Raw genomic sequence first — 15,984 nt, 5'->3', positions numbered from 1 at the left:
CGAACTTCACCCATCTTAGGATATAATTCATTAAAACGAATTCATATCCTTTTTAATTGTAAAAAATAAAAGCGAAGGAATGGGGATATTTGACAGATTTAAAAGAAAAAAAGAAACTGCTCTCAAGGATAGTAATTCCGAACAACTGGACGATTACACAAAAGAGATGATTAAGTCAGCTGATTTTTTTGTGTCAAGCAGTACCGATAGGTTTCCAGGATTAGATTACTCAGTTAAAAGTCTAGAATTAGTTGAAGATGCGCTTGAAGAAGCATCTGATTTTTTTCACGAAATAGACGAAGAACAAAAGGCGAATTTAATTAATACTGTAGGGTCATACATTTTTGAAGTGGCGAGAAAAAATTTTGGGGGTAAATACTTTTGGTATGACAAATTAAGTCAACCAATTCTAGTTACTGGGCAACCAGAGTTCGAGGTTTCGATTTTAGCATTTGAAAAGGTAAAAGGAAGACTGGAAAATGGCAAAGAAGACAACATACCGTTCTATTTTGCTGGATATGTTGACAGAGTAAATAATAAGCAGTCTGGAATGATAGTGTAATTATAACTGGTTATAAAAGTAGTAATAGTTAATGCGGGTCAAGGTGCTTAACCAAAAGCAAAGGCCTTTTGGTCAAAACCTTTGGCTTCGCAAAGCGTTTAAATTTTACTTTCTAATTTATTGAAATACTGTGGCTTATCTTTCAGTGTTCGTAATACCGAACACCAAGTATAAATAGACCTCTTATATTCGTAGAAAGGTCAAAACCTACATGCCCTCCTTTAGAATTTTAAAAGTCTACCGAAAATTCCAACGCCGTAGGTGGGACCATAAAGTCGTTCCCGAAATCCGTTTGGAAGGTGACTGGCTCAAAGAACTGGGTTTTGAAATTGGCGAAGCTATTGAAGTACAGCAGGAAAAAGATAAGTTGACTATAAAATTGGTCAATTTAAAAGAGCAATCTGTTAAGTAAATAGTGCAATTTCATCAGAAATTTCCGAATTTCACTTACTCGTGCTGAACTTGTTTTAGTATTGGACGATTTAATTCATTAAGACGAGCTACACCTTAAACGTTGTACGGAATAAAAAAAGCGATATGGATATATACGAGTATTGGATAGGTAGAAATGTAAATTATAGAGACTATTGGGAAGCATATGACGCTGGACAAGGCTACAAAATGAAATTTGAATCTATGACCTCTCACATTATTGAAATAGAATTTGAAAATCCAACAATTGATTTACCTCTGTTTAATCAAGAGGCTATTTATAAGACTTTAAAAGGTTATTATCATGACCTAAAAAAGTACTGTTTATCGGAATCTGAATATGGTTCTGCTGGTCCTTTGTTCTTGTACGAGATAAATCGTGGTAGCGGCATATGGACTTTCCTTGGAGAATTACCTTATATTCTTTTGTATGGAACAACTTTGACACGGGAAAAGATTATTGGACAGAGGTTGGATAATATGGAAAAGAAATTAAAAATCATGAAGGAATATTTTGGAAATGGGATTCGACCAGAGTTATACGATTCCTTCATGAAGGCAAAATCTCCACGAGAAATTGAATCAGCAGTTGAACGATTATTTCAGGAAAGAATTAAGGATATCAGAATCTCCGAGCAGCCGTTTAATGGAAATATTGAAGAAACAAGACAGACTCTGATTTCATTGAATGAGAAATTAGATGAATCGGTTGAATAGGAATAAAACTATTTACAACAATTTGTCCTACTAAGTAATAGCGGCGGAAGTGTCAAAATTGAAAGTTTATAGCAAATTGAAAAATCAATAGTCAAAACTACCACTGCTCATACACAAAACCAATAAGTATAGCCCCAATTTCTATATCATTTTTACAATCTAAGCCACCGTCCCCTGACAACTACTCGCCACGCTCACGCGAGTTTGTAACTCGCGCAAGGCCACCACTCCAACTCAAGCATCCTGTTTTAACCAAAATTCCCGAACTTCATTGGATGGAAGAAATCAAAAAGTTCATAGACCGTATCTATCCAATGCGTGGTGCTGATTGGGGTTTCTTTTCTTCTAAACTGCAGAAGCAAACCCTAAAGAAAAACACCACGCTTATCAAAATCGGTGGAGTTGAGAACTACCTATCTTTTATTTCCGAAGGGATAGTGCGGTATTATATTCCCCAAGAAGAAAGTGACTTGACGTTTGGCTTTTTATTTGAAAACGAATTTGTCACGGCTTACGATTCCTTTATCACCCAAACGCCTTCTCCCTATCAAATAGAAACGCTGACCAACACGACCTTGTGGCGCATAGCGTTCCAAGACCTTCAAGAGGTGTATAAAAAAACAGAAAGTGGAAATCTCATTGGGCGGAGAATGGCCGAAAATATGTTTTTGATAAAGTCGAAACGAGAAATCGCCCTATTGAGCAAAACCGCAGAAGAACGTTATTTGGACCTGTTCCGGGAACGTCCCAAATTATTGAAACAGATTCCCCTAAAATACATTGCCTCGTATATTGGAGTTACCCCTCAAGCCTTGAGCCGAATACGAAAGCGAATTACTTAACCTAGGTTCATTGCCTGCCCTAAAATTAGTTATGAATTTTGTAACTGAATTAAAGGAAGACCCTATGAAACCATTATTAGTACTTCTATCCAGCTTTGTGATCGCCATTTTTGTGGTGAAACTTATTTACAAGCACTATGATTTTTCGTTGTCTGCAAGAATAGCCCTATCCATCATGTTGTGCTTTACGGCCATGGGACATTTCGTCTATACCAAAGGTATGTCCATGATGATACCTGAATTTATTCCATTCAAGACAAGCTTTGTTCACCTCACGGGACTCTTTGAAATCCTATTGGCCGTTGGTTTGCTTATCCCTAAACTAAAAGTGATCAGTGGATGGACGTTGATTGTTTTTCTGATATTGATGTTGCCCGCAAATATTTATGCTTCCATACATCAGGTAAACTATCAAAAAGGAACCTTTGATGGAAATGGTCTTGCCTATCTCTGGTTTAGAATTCCATTGCAAGTGCTATTTATTGTTTGGGCGTATATCAGTTCAATTCGGATGTTGTGATGAAAAAAGCTGTTACAGCCTGTCAATTCCTACCAGCACAGAGGTTTTTTTGAAGAAAATTTCGGAACTTCATTTACTCGTTCTGAACTTGTTTCAGTATTGGATGATACACATTATTGAAACGAGACATATCTTGATTGTTAGCTAAAAATGCTTATAAAAATTGAAAATGGTAGATTTCGGAATATTTAGATTTTTTGGAGGAATCGCTTATTGGATTTTAAGTGGATTTAAAGGAAAGTTTGCTGATATGATGGATAAACAATATTCTGCAATTGTTGGACTTTTTTTCGTCACACTTTTGGTAATTGTCATTGCGAAGTTTTATTAAAGTGATTGGAGTTGAAAGGCGTTGTGTAGGAGATTAATATTCCAACAGGCTTTTGGACTAGACCCGTTTTCAACTTTTTATATACCGATTAATATTTTTGAAGTTTTAAACGTTGGACTTAAAAACTATAAGGTTGTAACTTGTTCAAGGTCACTCTAATTAAAACTATATTAATTTAACCAAAATTCCCGAACTTCATTTACTCGTTCTGAACTTTTTTCAGTATCGGACAATGCACTTTATTGAAATGAAGTATATTTTATTGTACGCGAGCTAAAAAGAACCAGCTAGAGTGAACATGAACTTTCCCAAATATTTAATAGTGCTATTGCTGTTGACAGGTTGCGTAAACCAAGAAACGAAAATCAAAAACTATGGGTTTTCAAAAAATAAAAATGTAAACCTTAATGTATCTCTTAAATTATCGGAATTTAAAGATTACGGAATCCTAATAGACAGAATCAACGAGATAACTTGTAATGATAGTGTTCCCAAAATAGTTATCAAACAAAAAAATATTATCCGAAATATATTTCCAACTGAACATTGCGAACCAATGATTTTTGACCCAGAAGGAAAACATTATGTAACTTTTCGAAAAGGAAAACCATTTGAATGGCAGACCATTATCGAAATATTACCAAACTCGCTCAGCAAAAAACTGACTGATGATTTTACATATTATAGAAACTCAGAAAAACCTGAAAACTTTTTGGTCATAATAGAATCAGAACGAAAAAGCAAACTGAACGGAATTGAAAAATTTATAAAGGACTTAACTCAAGAATATGACAAGTTAGGGACTCAGTTAGAACTGAATTTTGCATTTTGGGAGACCATTCGGTATTTGCCACCACCACCTGTAAACAAAGATGAAAATGAAATACAAAATGAATAAAAACTATCCCTCGCTGGTGCGAGTTTGTAACTCGAAGCCCTGGTCAAACTGAGTTTTACTCAACCTAAGCCACCGTCCCCTGACAACTACTCCCTGCACCCGCAGTACACCCATAACAATGCTGGGAAATGATAATATTCCTATCGTTTAGGATATCCTCGTTATAGTCCTTAATGTGTTTTACCTTGCTGGCGACCTTTAGGTTCAGCATTTGGTTAAAGTCACAATCGTACAACCAGCCGTCCCAACTAATGGAAATGGTATTGGTACACATTACATTGGCCACAGCAGCAGGATTATAGGCTTCCACCAAAGCGTACATATAGTCCTCATAGTTTTCGGAGGCGATGAGGTAATCCAAGAAACGGGCAATCGGCAAGTTGGTAATGGCAAAGAGATTATGAAACTGAATGCCGAAGTCTTCGTCCAACGCCTTTTTAAAATCCTTTTCCATGGCCGCCTGATCTCCTGGTAAATATGCTCCAGAAGGATTGTAGACCAAATCCAATCGCAAATCGCTACCCGGCATTCCGTATCCTCTCGCATTCAATTCTTGTAATGCTTTTATGGACTTATCAAAAACCCCGTCTCCACGCTGCTTATCGGTTTTCCCACGGGTATAGTGCGGCATGGATGAAATCACATGAACATTGTGCTTTTTAAAGAAATCTGGCAGATCATAGTATTTTTTATTTGCACGGATGATAGTGAGATTGGAACGCACGATAAAATCCTTGATGCCCGCCTTGGCAGCCTCTTCCACAAACCAACGAAAATCCGGATTCATCTCCGGGGCACCACCGGTAAGGTCCAAGGTATGCGCACCTGTATTTTTAATGACTTCCAAACATTGCTGCATCGTTTCACGGGTCATGATTTCCTTCCGGTCGGGTCCGGCATCCACGTGACAGTGTTCGCAAACCTGGTTGCACATATACCCAACATTGATCTGTAGAATCTCCAACTTTCTGGGCCGAAGCGGAAAATGGCCAATTTCAGCTATTTTATCCTTGAAATATGGGAGTTCCCCTTCCGCAAAAACTCCACCGTTCAGGATTTCCAATTGCTTGTTGGTCGCCGCCAGCTCATTTTCTTGGCCTTTCATAGACTTTTTGGCCGCTTTTTTTATTTGTGGCATTATGCTTTCACTCATAATCTCTAATTTATGGATGTAAAGTGGGGAATACTAATCCTAGCTCGAATTAGACACCTTCCTTACATGGATAATTTGTTGTATTTGTTCATCATTTGTACGCCATGTACCAAAGTGGCACCACTTTCAATAGCGGCACCAACGTGTACGGCTTCCATCATTTCTTCTTTGGTAATTCCCTTTTGCAGTCCATCCTTGGTATAGGCGTCTATACAATACGGACATTTTACCACATGGGATACTGCAAGGGCGATCAAAGACTTCTCTCTAGCACTTAGTGCACCTTCTTCGAAAACCTTACCATAATAATCAAAGAATTTTGTTCCGAGCTCCTCGCTCCACTCCGTGATTTTTCCAAATTTTCTAAGGTCCTTGGGGTCGTAATACGAATCTGCCATCTTTTTAGTTGTTTTAGGTTCTATATTTTGTTTTGAGTCATTATCTAAATTGATTGGAATTCCTTGGCCCATTTTTTCGAGCTCCGGAAGGATTTCCATATTATCCCAAATACCGGAAGCGAGCGTATCCGCATAAGCTTCGGGCAAATGGTTTGTATACATGAGCTGTTGTGCCGTATTGTGGTCATATTCAAAAGACCGATGGGTATATTTAAGCTTTCCGTCCTCATGATCCAGTAGCATATACCAAACTCGTTGGGTACCATCATTTGCCGGCATGCCAATGACCCCAGGATTTAACCATAGTTTATCTTTTAAGGTTTGATTGAAAGGCAACCCACAATGCCCAGCAACGATTACGTCACTTCTGGTTTGTTCCAAGCAATCGTTTTTAATGTTTTCTGAAGTGGATTCAAAAATGAATTCCGAAACATTTTCATAACTGCCATGTACCATGGTCACTTTTTTACCTCCGTAATCAAAAGAGATAGACTCCGGAAGATGGGAAATCCATTCCAAGGATGATTCCGATAAATGTGCTTTGGTATAGGGGAACCACATTTTGGAAAAACTATCGCACCGCCCACCTGCTTTAAAATCACATCCGCAATCTTCACTATCACTGGCCAATTGGAGTTCTACGTTTCCTACGATACTTAAAGCGCCCCATTTTTTGAATAGGGCAATAGTTTCTTCGGGCTGGGCACAATATCCAGTGATATCCCCCGTGCAAATGCAATTTTCGGGTGGGACACCCTCAGCTTCTGCTATGGAGATTAATTTTTCCAAGGCCTGTAGATTACTATACACCCCGCCAAAGAGCAATAGCTTCCCACTTTTCGGGCCGATATGTTTTATCTTCTTATCCATAGCGGTGTCAAATATAATAGGATACAACATAGAATGCCCCAGAAATTGATCCAGAGTAAATCGGCATACCTTCCAGTAGTCAATATCAATGATTTTGGAAACCAATCGAAAATCAAGAGGAAACCAAACAGCAAACCACAGAAAACACTCAAATGAAAACTGATTTTAGGAGGTGATTTCTTCCAGAACATAAAAATAGGGGTCAAACCAATGACCATAGTCCCGCTAATGGTAGTGGCCGATAGAATTTCAGCATCCAAAAAAACCGGAATGGTACCCAATAGGGCAATCAAGATCATGGCAATACGACCAAATTTTAAACTATTTCCGAGTTTTAAATCAATGGAAAGCAACTTGGAAAAAGAAGAAAATGTGGAATCCAAAGTGGAAGCTGCCGAAGTAATCATGATAAAATTGATGACCAATAGAATAACAATGCCAAAGGACTGCCCAACAACAACCGCTGCCTGCCCGGCAAAACCTTGATGTTGCGCATAAATACCGATAACACTGAACAGTACGATGCACAATCCACCAACAAGGCTGGCCCACAGAAAGCTTTTCAAGGTAATTTTATGGGAACTTAAAAATCCCCTATCCGTTAAAACAGGGTCGTGAAAAGGATAGCTAAACGATTGAAGCACAGCTGCAAAGAGCAAATTGAGTCCGGTTTCAAAAGACCAAATTCCCGATTTTAATACCGTCCCTGCAGAAAAGCTGGCATCTGCCGCAAAAACGTTCCACAAAATAACAATGAGCAATATGGAGAACAATACCATTTGAATGCTATCCGTAAAAATGGAGCTACTCAATCCTCCCTTTAATGCATAGGCCAAAGTCAACGCGGTAAAAACCAATATAGAAAGGTAGTAAGGTGTGGAACCCATATCCCCAAAATAAGAGCCGATGACCATAGTGTTGCTCCAAACCTCATTGAACAAACGAATAGTAATCAAAATTGAAAATACCGCAACCGCACTTTTTCCAAATTTGGAGGTAAGAAAATGATGGATACTGGTATAACCCCCAAATTTTCGCATGCGATAGATGACAATACCTGCCACGGCAAAAGACAAGTAGTAGGCTGCATAGGCCGCGCCACCGACCAACCCAAACTCCAGTCCCAAATTGGCGGCATTGGTTATACTTTTTGCAAAAATCCAGGAAATGACCAAAGACCCCATGAGCACAAGGCTGTTAGGGGTCTTTTTTTGATAAACAGCATTAAAAAACTGATTGGTATTTTTAGCAAAGGGAGCAAGTAGGAACAACACCAAGCTAGATGCTATTACCAAACCCCATTGCCAAAAAATTGCGCCAGTCATTTGAACTTTGTATTTACTTTGACATCGTTATTTGTAAATCTTCCTTTGATTAACATTAATTCATTTTCAAATTGCTTCATTGAAAAATCAATCTTCATCCCACCAAACAGGTACATTTATACTATTTCCATCCGTTCTGGAAGCTGCATCGGCATAATTCACACTATTGAGCGCTTCCTCTTCTGCCGGATAGGGCATACGAACAGGGATAATATCATTGTTTAAACTTGCGGATAGCGTCTTTAACTCCGGAAAGCCTGTTCTGCGATATTCGATCCAACCTTCATAGCCGTTTATGATATTGGCGATCCATTTTTGGGTCAGTATTTGCTGAATTGAGGCATCACCCCCTGCACCGTATAGCGCACTATTGGTCAAATAATCTGCTGGAAGTGCTACTTGCCAGTATTCAAAAGCTTGTGTCACTCCAATTTCATACAATTCTTGTGCATCCGCTGTGATCCATCCGCGTTCAGCAGCTTCGGCCAAAAGAAAATGAGTTTCCCAACTGGTCATGAAGTTGGCATCCAAATCCCCTGTATTTTCCCTAAAGATGGTTCCCGCCAATGAAAAGTCGGCAAGTATAGCAGCGTTCTGTGTAGCGTCGATGCCATTGAGCAATCCATTAAATTCCCCTGAATCACTATTGCTAAAAGGTCTAAAAAGTGTTGCAATCCTTGGGTCATTGAATCCTACTAGAATCTCTTCCATGGTTTCGGACATGACAAAGTTGTTGAAGTCACCAATACGTAATCGAGCTAAACGGAAATTGTTGGGTTCTCCATCCGTAAAATTGAAAATGGCGTTCTCTTCATTTTCATCGATGAAATCTCCATTCGTAAAAATGGATTGTAATTCTGCGGAGACATCCGTTTGACTTGAAATTCGCATCAAGGATTTTATCCGAAGGGAATTTGCAAATCGAATCCATCCTTCCAGATCGCCATTAAAAAGAATATCACCTTCTAAGGGAATACTGCCCGTATAATTTTCCAGGGCAGTAATTCCTTTGTTGAGGTTGTCTAAAATACCATCTTCTCCAGTATAAATACTTTCTTGGGTGTTATAGACGGGAGTAACTGTTCCCTCTTTTCCGCGAAATGCCTCAAAATAGGGGACATCCCCAAAAAGGTCCGTAAGTGCGGCTGCCATATAGGCTTTTAGAATTCGGGAAGGGCCTTCGTAAACCGCAAAGGTTTCATTTTCGAGGGCCAACTGGATAATACTTTCGTTATCCCGTAGGTTTTGAAAGAATATAGGCCATGGATTGCCTCCCAATTGCGGCGACTTTAAATCGTGTCTATCAAAAAGATTGAAATCCAAGGCCGTGGTATACTGTCCCAAAAGATTACCCCCGGTAAAGCCTTCATACGACATTTGCTCCCCATAATCATAAATTACCTGTCTAAGCAACAAACTTGGCTGTACGGATAAAGGCTGATTGGGATTGGTATTGATTTCCTCAAAATCCTTAGTACAGGAGCTGGAAAATACAAACACAAGTACAAAGCTCAAATACAATTTTAAATGGGTACTTTGGGTCTTATAATCAATTCGTTGGACAATAGGATACAGCTTTGTCCTGCTTTTTGATTTCCTTAGGGGCAGTAGCCATGTTAGTACTCTTATAACCATCAATTTCATCATCTTAAAAATTAAATCCTGCTTTAAACCCTATACTTCGTGTCGTGGCGTATGACATATCTTCAACACCTCCCACAAAACTGTTTCCCTGAACGGCAAACTGTTCGGGATCAAAATGCGGATTCTCGGTAATCGCAAAAAGATTGCGCCCTATTAAGGAAAGCCTTAGGCTTGCATCATTTTGAAATAGCTGAAAACTCTTAAAAGTATACCCAATGGAAAGTTGCCTTAATTTTAAAAAAGAGGCATCGTACACATTGTTTTCTTCGTGGTTTCGGTCAAAAAACTGTCGGTAATAGCTTTCTGCAGTAACAGCAACTGTGTTTTGTTCAAATACTGGATTTTCATCCGTACCAACATTAACCACTCCATCAGGGATAATTCCTTCTTCCGGTCTAAACGCCGTTTCGGCCAATTGCCCACCAACATTTCCCAACGCCCTAGTCCTAGAGACAATGATTCCACCTTGGCGCCAATCCAACAAAAAACCCAAATCCCAATCCTTGTATCGGAATTGATTGTTAAGACCTAGCATAAAATCTGGATTGTTGTTCCCCAATTTTTGTAGGGTATTATCCGGAATATAGCGACCTTCATCCGTTAAGATAAAGTCCCCATTGTCATTTTTTAAATAACCTGTTCCATACAAATCACCTATTCTACCGCCCTCTTCGACCTGTAAAAATACCGTTTGGTTTTGACTGTCATAAACTCTGGAAAATGCTAAGGTCAAACGCCCTGCTTCCTGTGGCAAATCCTCAACGGTGGCTCGGCTTCTACTAAAATTAAAGGTGCTGTTCCAACTAAAGTTTGCATTGCTGATAGGCGTTACGCTCGCAATAATTTCAAGTCCTTTGGCGCGAACTTTACCCCCATTGACGACCTGCTGCGTAAAACCTGAAGAAATACCGATAGGCAAAGAAATAATCTGGTCTTTAGTGACTGCATTGTAGTAGGAAATATCAAAATTCAATCGGTCGCCAAACAACCTAATATCTGCGCCAACTTCAAAAGAAGAAGTCTGTTCAGGTCTTAGATTGGGGTTGGCTATTACATTCTGTTCGCTAAACGTAGGCTGTCCATTAAATGGGGTTTGCGCTACAAAAGCACCTGTAGTTTGATAGGGATTGGTATCATTTCCTACTTGTGCCCAGCTTGCCCGTAGTTTTGCGAATGAAACTGCCTGAGGCAAGTCTATTATTTCTGAAAGAATCAAACTACTGGAAACCGAAGGATAAAAAAACGAAGTATTGTCAACGGAAAATGGCGTAGCCAACGCACTCGACCAATCATTACGCCCCGTTATATCCAAAAAGAGAAAACCTTTGTACCCAAACTTTGCCAGACCATAAAAGCTATTGATACGCTTATTGGACTCAAATTCAAATACTTCTATGGGAGATGCCGCATTGGACAACCTGAAAATGCCGGGTTGGGCCAAACGGGTAGTTTGTGACTGCGATGTAAATGCTTTTTGGTCCAAACGATTTCCTCCTAGTGAAACATCGACCTTAAAATCGCCAAAGGTATTTTGGTAGTTCAGTAGGAAATCGGTGTTGATTTCCCTGTAAAACACATCGTGCTCGGCATATCCTCCATTTGCAAATCGATTGGAACTAAACGAACGCCTAAACTGTCGGAGTTCATCTGAATAATCCATTCCAGTTCTAACCGTTGCGGTGATGTTGTCCGTAATGTCGTAGGATGCGGATACATTTCCAAATACACGGTCTCGATTGAATGAATTTCTGTTTTCGAACAGGATAAAAAATGGATTATCGAAGAATGTATAGTTGTATGAAAATTGCTGCACGCCCTCCAAGCCAGGTTGCCAGTAATCCCTAAGACTATCAATGTTTAAGGAGCGTGGCCCCCATGCGACCAGAGAGTAGTTTATATTTTCCGAACCATAACCACTTGAAGGCCTGTTATCGCTTTGTGAGTTTACGTAGCTAATGGAAGAATTGATGCGTAACCTATCCGTTGGATTAAAAGAAAGTCTTGCACTAATGGTTTGACGGTCCAAGTTTACACCTGGAATAATGGATTCGCTTCGTAAATCGGTAAAAGAAAGCCGATAGTTTCCTTTGTCAAACGCAGATGAAATAGCAAGGTTGTTGATAAAAGTAGTTCCGGTTTCATAAAAGTCTTTCAGATTATCCGGATTTGAACGAAACTCGGTCGGGGTAATCGGTAGATTATTGTATAGCGAAGTATCCCCTCCCCGTACTATGGTTCCATCAGGCAAGGTAACCGGGCTGTCAAACTGGGGAATTAAATTACCAACGTCCAGTCTTGGCCCCCAACTATAGGTAATGTTGTCGCTCGTTCCACCACCCAATCCATCCACAAATTCAAATACACCAGATTGTCCTTGCCCGTATTCATTTTGAAAATCTGGTAGTTGAAAAGCAGTATCCACAAAAAAACTGGTATTGTAACTTATTCCCAAACCTTTACTTTTTGAACCATTTTTGGTTTCAATAACAATAACGCCATTAGCTGCACGAGTTCCGTAGAGGGCCGCAGCACTTGGCCCTTTTAAAACTGAAACTTCCTGAATATCGTCCGGGTTTACTTCCATGGCACCATTCCCAAAATCCACCTCTTGAAAACCTGCTGCAGCCTCATTGGTGAAATTGAAAACAGAATTATTATTGATGGGAACGCCATCCACTACAAACAATGGATTGTTATTGGAGAAGGAAGCTTCACCGCGAATACTTATCCGTGATGTGGAACCCACTCCGGTGGCTCCCTGATTTATGGTCACACCTGCCAGTTTACCGGCTAGATTGTCCAGAAAATTAACTGCCTTTACCTCAGTGACTCCTTCAGCATCAAGGCTTTGTACCACGTAGCCCAACTCTTTGGTTTCCCGTTTTAAACCTAGCGCTGTTAGTACGACTTCTTCCAACTGTTCGGAAGATTCAACAAGTTGGACATTAATAGTGGTTGTATTGTTTACACTAATGGTTTGGCTTTGATACCCCAAAACAGAAAATTCAAGCACCGATGATGCATTAGGAACTGCAATGGTATAATTTCCCTGTTGGTCGGTTATTGTACCTGTTTGTGAGCCTACCAAAACAATGTCTACGTAGGGTATAGGGATATTGTTGCCGTCAGTTACCGTACCAGATACGGTTTGTTGTGCCTGACTGCTTGCTCCAATGAGCAGGGCAATGGTCAATAAAAAATAGTTCATTTATGGGTTTAATCGTTAGTCTTTAAATGGCATACGTTGAGTGCCATTTTGTCGATGTTTAAGAAAATTGCATCGAGACTGGTGAACCCTTATTATAGTAGAGAGCGATGAAATTTGATTGAAAAATCTGGATGTTTTTCGAGACGATCCGGAAAGAGGGTTTAAACAATTCCTTTAGAACCTTTAGAATTGAAGCTGCAACCGTCTTGAAAAAATTCAATAAAGCTTTAGCATCTTCTTTGTTATCAATATCCTGTAAAACTGGAAGTCTGAACAAATAGGAATGTTGGCCGGCAATTAGTTTTGATATTTTGTTGAAGAGCCCAAAACGCTGCCAAGGTAATTTTTTGAAAAGATGAGGGTCAAAATTGGAACAATGGAGCCCCATTAAGTAAAATCCCCCATCCAGCGTAGGACCAAGAACTGTTTTTCCTAATTGCAACTGTTGTTCAGCTTCAAGAATATGGGAGGTTTTTAGCTGTGGACTATCATTACCTACAGTTATAATATTTTCATACCCTTTTTCAAATACCGCTTTAATGGCATTTGAAAAACGTTCGCCAAATGAAGACCCATGCTGTTCTTTTTCGGTAAAATGAAAAAATGGTAATTGCGAATCCTTAACAATTTTGAGCGTGTGTTCTGTAAGGGTGTTGAATACATCCAAATTTGCAATAGTCGTTTTTTCACGACAATCCACTTCAGCGGAATTCGCAAATATTAAAACTGCTGTTTTTCTTTGGAAAGTATTCTTCAAGATTTACTACCTATACTATAAACATACGACATAAATGTCTATTAAGTTAGGTCGAAAACCAGCGTTCTTGATTACATTTTTTATAGATAATCTTCAATTTTAACATTCCGACTGCTTGGTCGGTTTTGAAAATCAACATGTTAGAATTTCATAGATTAAAAATAGCAAGTATTCGATGTATGGTAAAAATTTCTTTGACCTGAATGTACTACAGACCCAGCAGTCGGTAATATTGTCTTAAAAAACAGACTAAAGTTGCTAGCTTTGACCCTAAGGAATTACTTTTGCGATGCTTTAAATCGCTATTAATCATGGGAATTGACATTGTTGGGGCAAAACGTATTGGATTGGTTCTTTCAGGAGGGGGAATCAGAGGCATGGCACATATTGGCCTTATAAAAGCAATGCGAGAATTTGATATAGAGGCAAGTATTATTGCAGGGTCAAGTGTAGGCGCTCTGGTTGGTGCCTTATATGCGAACGGAAATTCTGAAAGAGACATGTTGGAGTTTTTTAAGCAGACACCGTTGTTTCAATATAATTTTTTTGCTATCAGTAAACCTGGATTTATAGATACGGAAAGATACTTTAACATCTTTAAAAGCTATTTCCCCAAAGATTCTTTTGAAAGCTTGGAAAAACCATTGCACGTAGTGGCCACGGATTTACTTAAAGGAACAGAAAAATCTTTTTTTGAGGGTAACCTTATAAGGCCTCTTCTGGCTTCGGCAGCACTGACACCGGTTTTTAGTCCAGTTGAAATAAACGACTCGCTCTATGCAGATGGCGGTATCATGAATAACTTTCCAAAGGAATGTGTGGATGGCAAGGCAGATTTCATCATTGGAAGCAATGTTTCCATAGTAGGGGAGCTTGAAAAAAAACACCTGAAAAATTCGCTACAATTGGCAGGCAGGGTAACAGGATTAATGATTTATGCAACTAATCATAAAAAAGTGAATGCTTGTGATTTAACCATTGAACCCAAAGAATTGGAATCCATTGGAGTGCTGGACAAAAAAGGTATTGAAAAAGCGTATTCTATCGGCTATGATGCTGCAAGCAGGGCTATTGAAAAAGAATTGAAAATGGAAAAGTTAAAATGAAGATTGGTGGTATTCTCGTTTTCCACTTTCCATTTTTATTTTTCAATTAAGAATCAAACATCATCATAATCGACTTTTAATGTAGCTGTAGTTGGATGTGCTTGGCAGGTCAAAATCAATCCCTCTGCCACTTCACCATCGGTCAAAATCTGATTTTTAACCATTTCTGCCTTTCCTTCTGTTACCCTTGCAATACAACTACTACACACACCACCCTGGCAAGAATAGGGAGCATCAATATTTTCCTTAAGAATGGCATCGAGGACCAATTCTTTTTTGTCCATGACAAGGGAAAAAGTTTCATCATCGACCAGAACCTCAACTTTAGTTTTTCCTTCCAAATCTTCGGCCAAGGTATCTTCAGTTTCGGTGCTTGTAAAAAGCTCAAAAAAGATTTTTTCTTCGGATACGCCATTGTTTTTAAGAGTATCAGAGACTGAACTGATCATTTCTTCAGGTCCGCACAGGTAGAATGCATCAAAAGAGGTGTCCTTGAATTTATTTTTTGTAATGAGATTGACGGTTGAGGTTTCTATACGGCCAAATAAGCAATCTGGCTCGGAAGAACGGCTGTACACCCACTGGATAAAAAACCGTTCGGCATATTTTTCTTGCAATTGTAGTAAAGCATCGCGATACATGGTCTCATCTGGAGTTTGATTTCCAAAAACAAGAACAAAAGTGTTTTCAGGATTACTTTCCAGTACCGTCTGGGCAATGCTCATGATAGGCGTGATTCCACTTCCCGCCGCAAATGCCATAACATGTTTTGCGGTTTCAGTTTTTTCAAAAACAAAGCGGCCTTCAGGTGGCATTACCTCTGTAACATCGCCGCTTGCCATATGTTCATTGGCGTATACAGAAAATATACCATTTGGTATTTTCTTTATTCCTACCGTAAGTTTTCCTGATGATGGCGCAGATGATATAGAGTACGCTCTGCGCACTTCGTCCCCATTTACTTGATGCTTTAAGGTAATATATTGCCCTGCGGTAAAGACAAATGTATCTTTAAGATTTTCTGGGATTTCAAAAGTAAGGGCTACTGAATTTGGTGTTAGGGAATCTACTGCGGCAATTTTTAATGCATGAAAATCACTCATGGAGTATCAATTTTTTTTGCAAAATTACGGATTCGGTCTATTATGAGCGGTGAATTTTAAAAAAAGCATACGTTTTGTAACAAATCATGTACTTTAGGTACTAACTTTTGGAAAACCA

The 15,984-nt window shown here is 39.2% G+C and carries 14 protein-coding genes and 1 pseudogene; 7 read left to right on the top strand and 8 right to left on the bottom strand.

Features of this window, described 5'->3' with window-relative positions:
• Positions 1-79 precede the first annotated feature (79 nt).
• From LV716_RS07385 to LV716_RS07360, 6 genes are all read left to right on the top strand, one after another.
• Complete coding sequence (locus LV716_RS07385) at positions 80-562, top strand: hypothetical protein (protein ID WP_205600108.1); 483 nt, start codon at positions 80-82, stop codon at positions 560-562.
• Positions 563-773: 211 nt separating this feature from the next.
• The gene (locus LV716_RS07380) at positions 774-974 is read left to right on the top strand and encodes a SymE family type I addiction module toxin (RefSeq protein ID WP_163417104.1); all 201 of its coding nucleotides are present in this window, start codon (positions 774-776) and stop codon (positions 972-974) included.
• Positions 975-1,099: 125 nt separating this feature from the next.
• Complete coding sequence (locus LV716_RS07375) at positions 1,100-1,711, top strand: hypothetical protein (RefSeq protein ID WP_163417103.1); 612 nt, start codon at positions 1,100-1,102, stop codon at positions 1,709-1,711.
• A 275-nt stretch (positions 1,712-1,986) separates the two neighbouring features.
• Positions 1,987-2,553, top strand: a complete 567-nt coding sequence (locus LV716_RS07370; protein ID WP_163417102.1) for a Crp/Fnr family transcriptional regulator — start codon at positions 1,987-1,989, stop codon at positions 2,551-2,553.
• A 31-nt stretch (positions 2,554-2,584) separates the two neighbouring features.
• On the top strand, positions 2,585-3,073 hold the full coding sequence (locus tag LV716_RS07365; protein WP_317167634.1) for a hypothetical protein: 489 nt from the start codon (positions 2,585-2,587) through the stop codon (positions 3,071-3,073).
• Between the two features lie 629 nt (positions 3,074-3,702).
• The gene (locus LV716_RS07360) at positions 3,703-4,302 is read left to right on the top strand and encodes a hypothetical protein (RefSeq protein WP_163417101.1); all 600 of its coding nucleotides are present in this window, start codon (positions 3,703-3,705) and stop codon (positions 4,300-4,302) included.
• Positions 4,303-4,366: 64 nt separating this feature from the next.
• Here LV716_RS07360 and arsS read toward each other — a convergent pair whose 3' ends face one another.
• The 7 genes and pseudogenes from arsS to LV716_RS07325 all read right to left on the bottom strand — a co-directional run bounded on the left by arsS (position 4,367) and on the right by LV716_RS07325 (position 13,657).
• Positions 4,367-5,407, bottom strand: coding sequence for an arsenosugar biosynthesis radical SAM (seleno)protein ArsS (arsS, locus tag LV716_RS07355; protein ID WP_370637525.1), 1,041 nt, complete (start codon positions 5,405-5,407; stop codon positions 4,367-4,369).
• Positions 5,408-5,517: 110 nt separating this feature from the next.
• Positions 5,518-5,853 carry an arsenosugar biosynthesis-associated peroxidase-like protein gene (locus LV716_RS07350; RefSeq protein WP_094999161.1) on the bottom strand — a complete coding sequence of 112 codons (336 nt, stop codon included), beginning with the start codon at positions 5,851-5,853 and terminating at the stop codon, positions 5,518-5,520.
• A gap of 234 nt (positions 5,854-6,087) precedes the next feature.
• A pseudogene (locus tag LV716_RS07345) lies at positions 6,088-6,723 on the bottom strand (metallophosphoesterase); the annotation flags it as partial.
• Positions 6,708-8,048: a sodium:solute symporter gene (locus LV716_RS07340; RefSeq protein ID WP_163417100.1), complete on the bottom strand. Its 1,341-nt coding sequence runs from the start codon at positions 8,046-8,048 to the stop codon at positions 6,708-6,710. The gene LV716_RS07340 and the pseudogene LV716_RS07345, both read right to left, overlap by 16 nt.
• An 87-nt stretch (positions 8,049-8,135) precedes the next feature.
• Positions 8,136-9,695, bottom strand: a complete 1,560-nt coding sequence (locus LV716_RS07335; protein ID WP_233759254.1) for a SusD/RagB family nutrient-binding outer membrane lipoprotein — start codon at positions 9,693-9,695, stop codon at positions 8,136-8,138.
• A gap of 1 nt (position 9,696) precedes the next feature.
• The gene (locus LV716_RS07330; RefSeq protein WP_163417098.1) at positions 9,697-12,900 is read right to left on the bottom strand and encodes a SusC/RagA family TonB-linked outer membrane protein; all 3,204 of its coding nucleotides are present in this window, start codon (positions 12,898-12,900) and stop codon (positions 9,697-9,699) included.
• Between the two features lie 58 nt (positions 12,901-12,958).
• Complete coding sequence (locus LV716_RS07325) at positions 12,959-13,657, bottom strand: DUF2064 domain-containing protein (RefSeq protein WP_163417097.1); 699 nt, start codon at positions 13,655-13,657, stop codon at positions 12,959-12,961.
• A 311-nt stretch (positions 13,658-13,968) separates the two neighbouring features.
• On the opposite strand from LV716_RS07325, the gene LV716_RS07320 reads away from it, so the two are divergent.
• Positions 13,969-14,763 carry a patatin-like phospholipase family protein gene (locus tag LV716_RS07320; protein ID WP_163417096.1) on the top strand — a complete coding sequence of 265 codons (795 nt, stop codon included), beginning with the start codon at positions 13,969-13,971 and terminating at the stop codon, positions 14,761-14,763.
• Between the two features lie 53 nt (positions 14,764-14,816).
• Here the strand turns inward: LV716_RS07320 and LV716_RS07315 are convergent, their stop codons facing one another.
• Positions 14,817-15,866, bottom strand: a complete 1,050-nt coding sequence (locus tag LV716_RS07315) for a ferredoxin--NADP reductase (RefSeq protein WP_163417095.1) — start codon at positions 15,864-15,866, stop codon at positions 14,817-14,819.
• Positions 15,867-15,984: the final 118 nt, after the last annotated feature.

Origin of the sequence: Flagellimonas sp. HMM57, from assembly GCF_021390175.1 — a bacterium.
In the GTDB taxonomy this organism is placed as follows: Bacteria; Bacteroidota; Bacteroidia; order Flavobacteriales; family Flavobacteriaceae; genus Flagellimonas.
This window is presented reverse-complemented; position numbering and strand designations above follow the sequence as displayed.

Excerpts from the sequence above, each read along its gene's own strand:
- LV716_RS07385 (WP_205600108.1), top strand. The coding sequence starts at position 80 with ATGGGGATATTTGACAGATTTAAAAGAAAAAAAGAAACTGCTCTCAAG.
- LV716_RS07380 (WP_163417104.1), top strand. The coding sequence starts at position 774 with ATGCCCTCCTTTAGAATTTTAAAAGTCTACCGAAAATTCCAACGCCGT.
- LV716_RS07375 (WP_163417103.1), top strand. The coding sequence starts at position 1,100 with ATGGATATATACGAGTATTGGATAGGTAGAAATGTAAATTATAGAGAC.
- LV716_RS07370 (WP_163417102.1), top strand. The coding sequence starts at position 1,987 with ATGGAAGAAATCAAAAAGTTCATAGACCGTATCTATCCAATGCGTGGT.
- LV716_RS07365 (WP_317167634.1), top strand. The coding sequence starts at position 2,585 with ATGAATTTTGTAACTGAATTAAAGGAAGACCCTATGAAACCATTATTA.
- LV716_RS07360 (WP_163417101.1), top strand. The coding sequence starts at position 3,703 with ATGAACTTTCCCAAATATTTAATAGTGCTATTGCTGTTGACAGGTTGC.
- arsS (WP_370637525.1), bottom strand. The coding sequence starts at position 5,407 with ATGAAAGGCCAAGAAAATGAGCTGGCGGCGACCAACAAGCAATTGGAA.
- LV716_RS07350 (WP_094999161.1), bottom strand. The coding sequence starts at position 5,853 with ATGGCAGATTCGTATTACGACCCCAAGGACCTTAGAAAATTTGGAAAA.
- LV716_RS07340 (WP_163417100.1), bottom strand. The coding sequence starts at position 8,048 with ATGACTGGCGCAATTTTTTGGCAATGGGGTTTGGTAATAGCATCTAGC.
- LV716_RS07335 (WP_233759254.1), bottom strand. The coding sequence starts at position 9,695 with ATGATGAAATTGATGGTTATAAGAGTACTAACATGGCTACTGCCCCTA.
- LV716_RS07330 (WP_163417098.1), bottom strand. The coding sequence starts at position 12,900 with ATGAACTATTTTTTATTGACCATTGCCCTGCTCATTGGAGCAAGCAGT.
- LV716_RS07320 (WP_163417096.1), top strand. The coding sequence starts at position 13,969 with ATGGGAATTGACATTGTTGGGGCAAAACGTATTGGATTGGTTCTTTCA.
- LV716_RS07315 (WP_163417095.1), bottom strand. The coding sequence starts at position 15,866 with ATGAGTGATTTTCATGCATTAAAAATTGCCGCAGTAGATTCCCTAACA.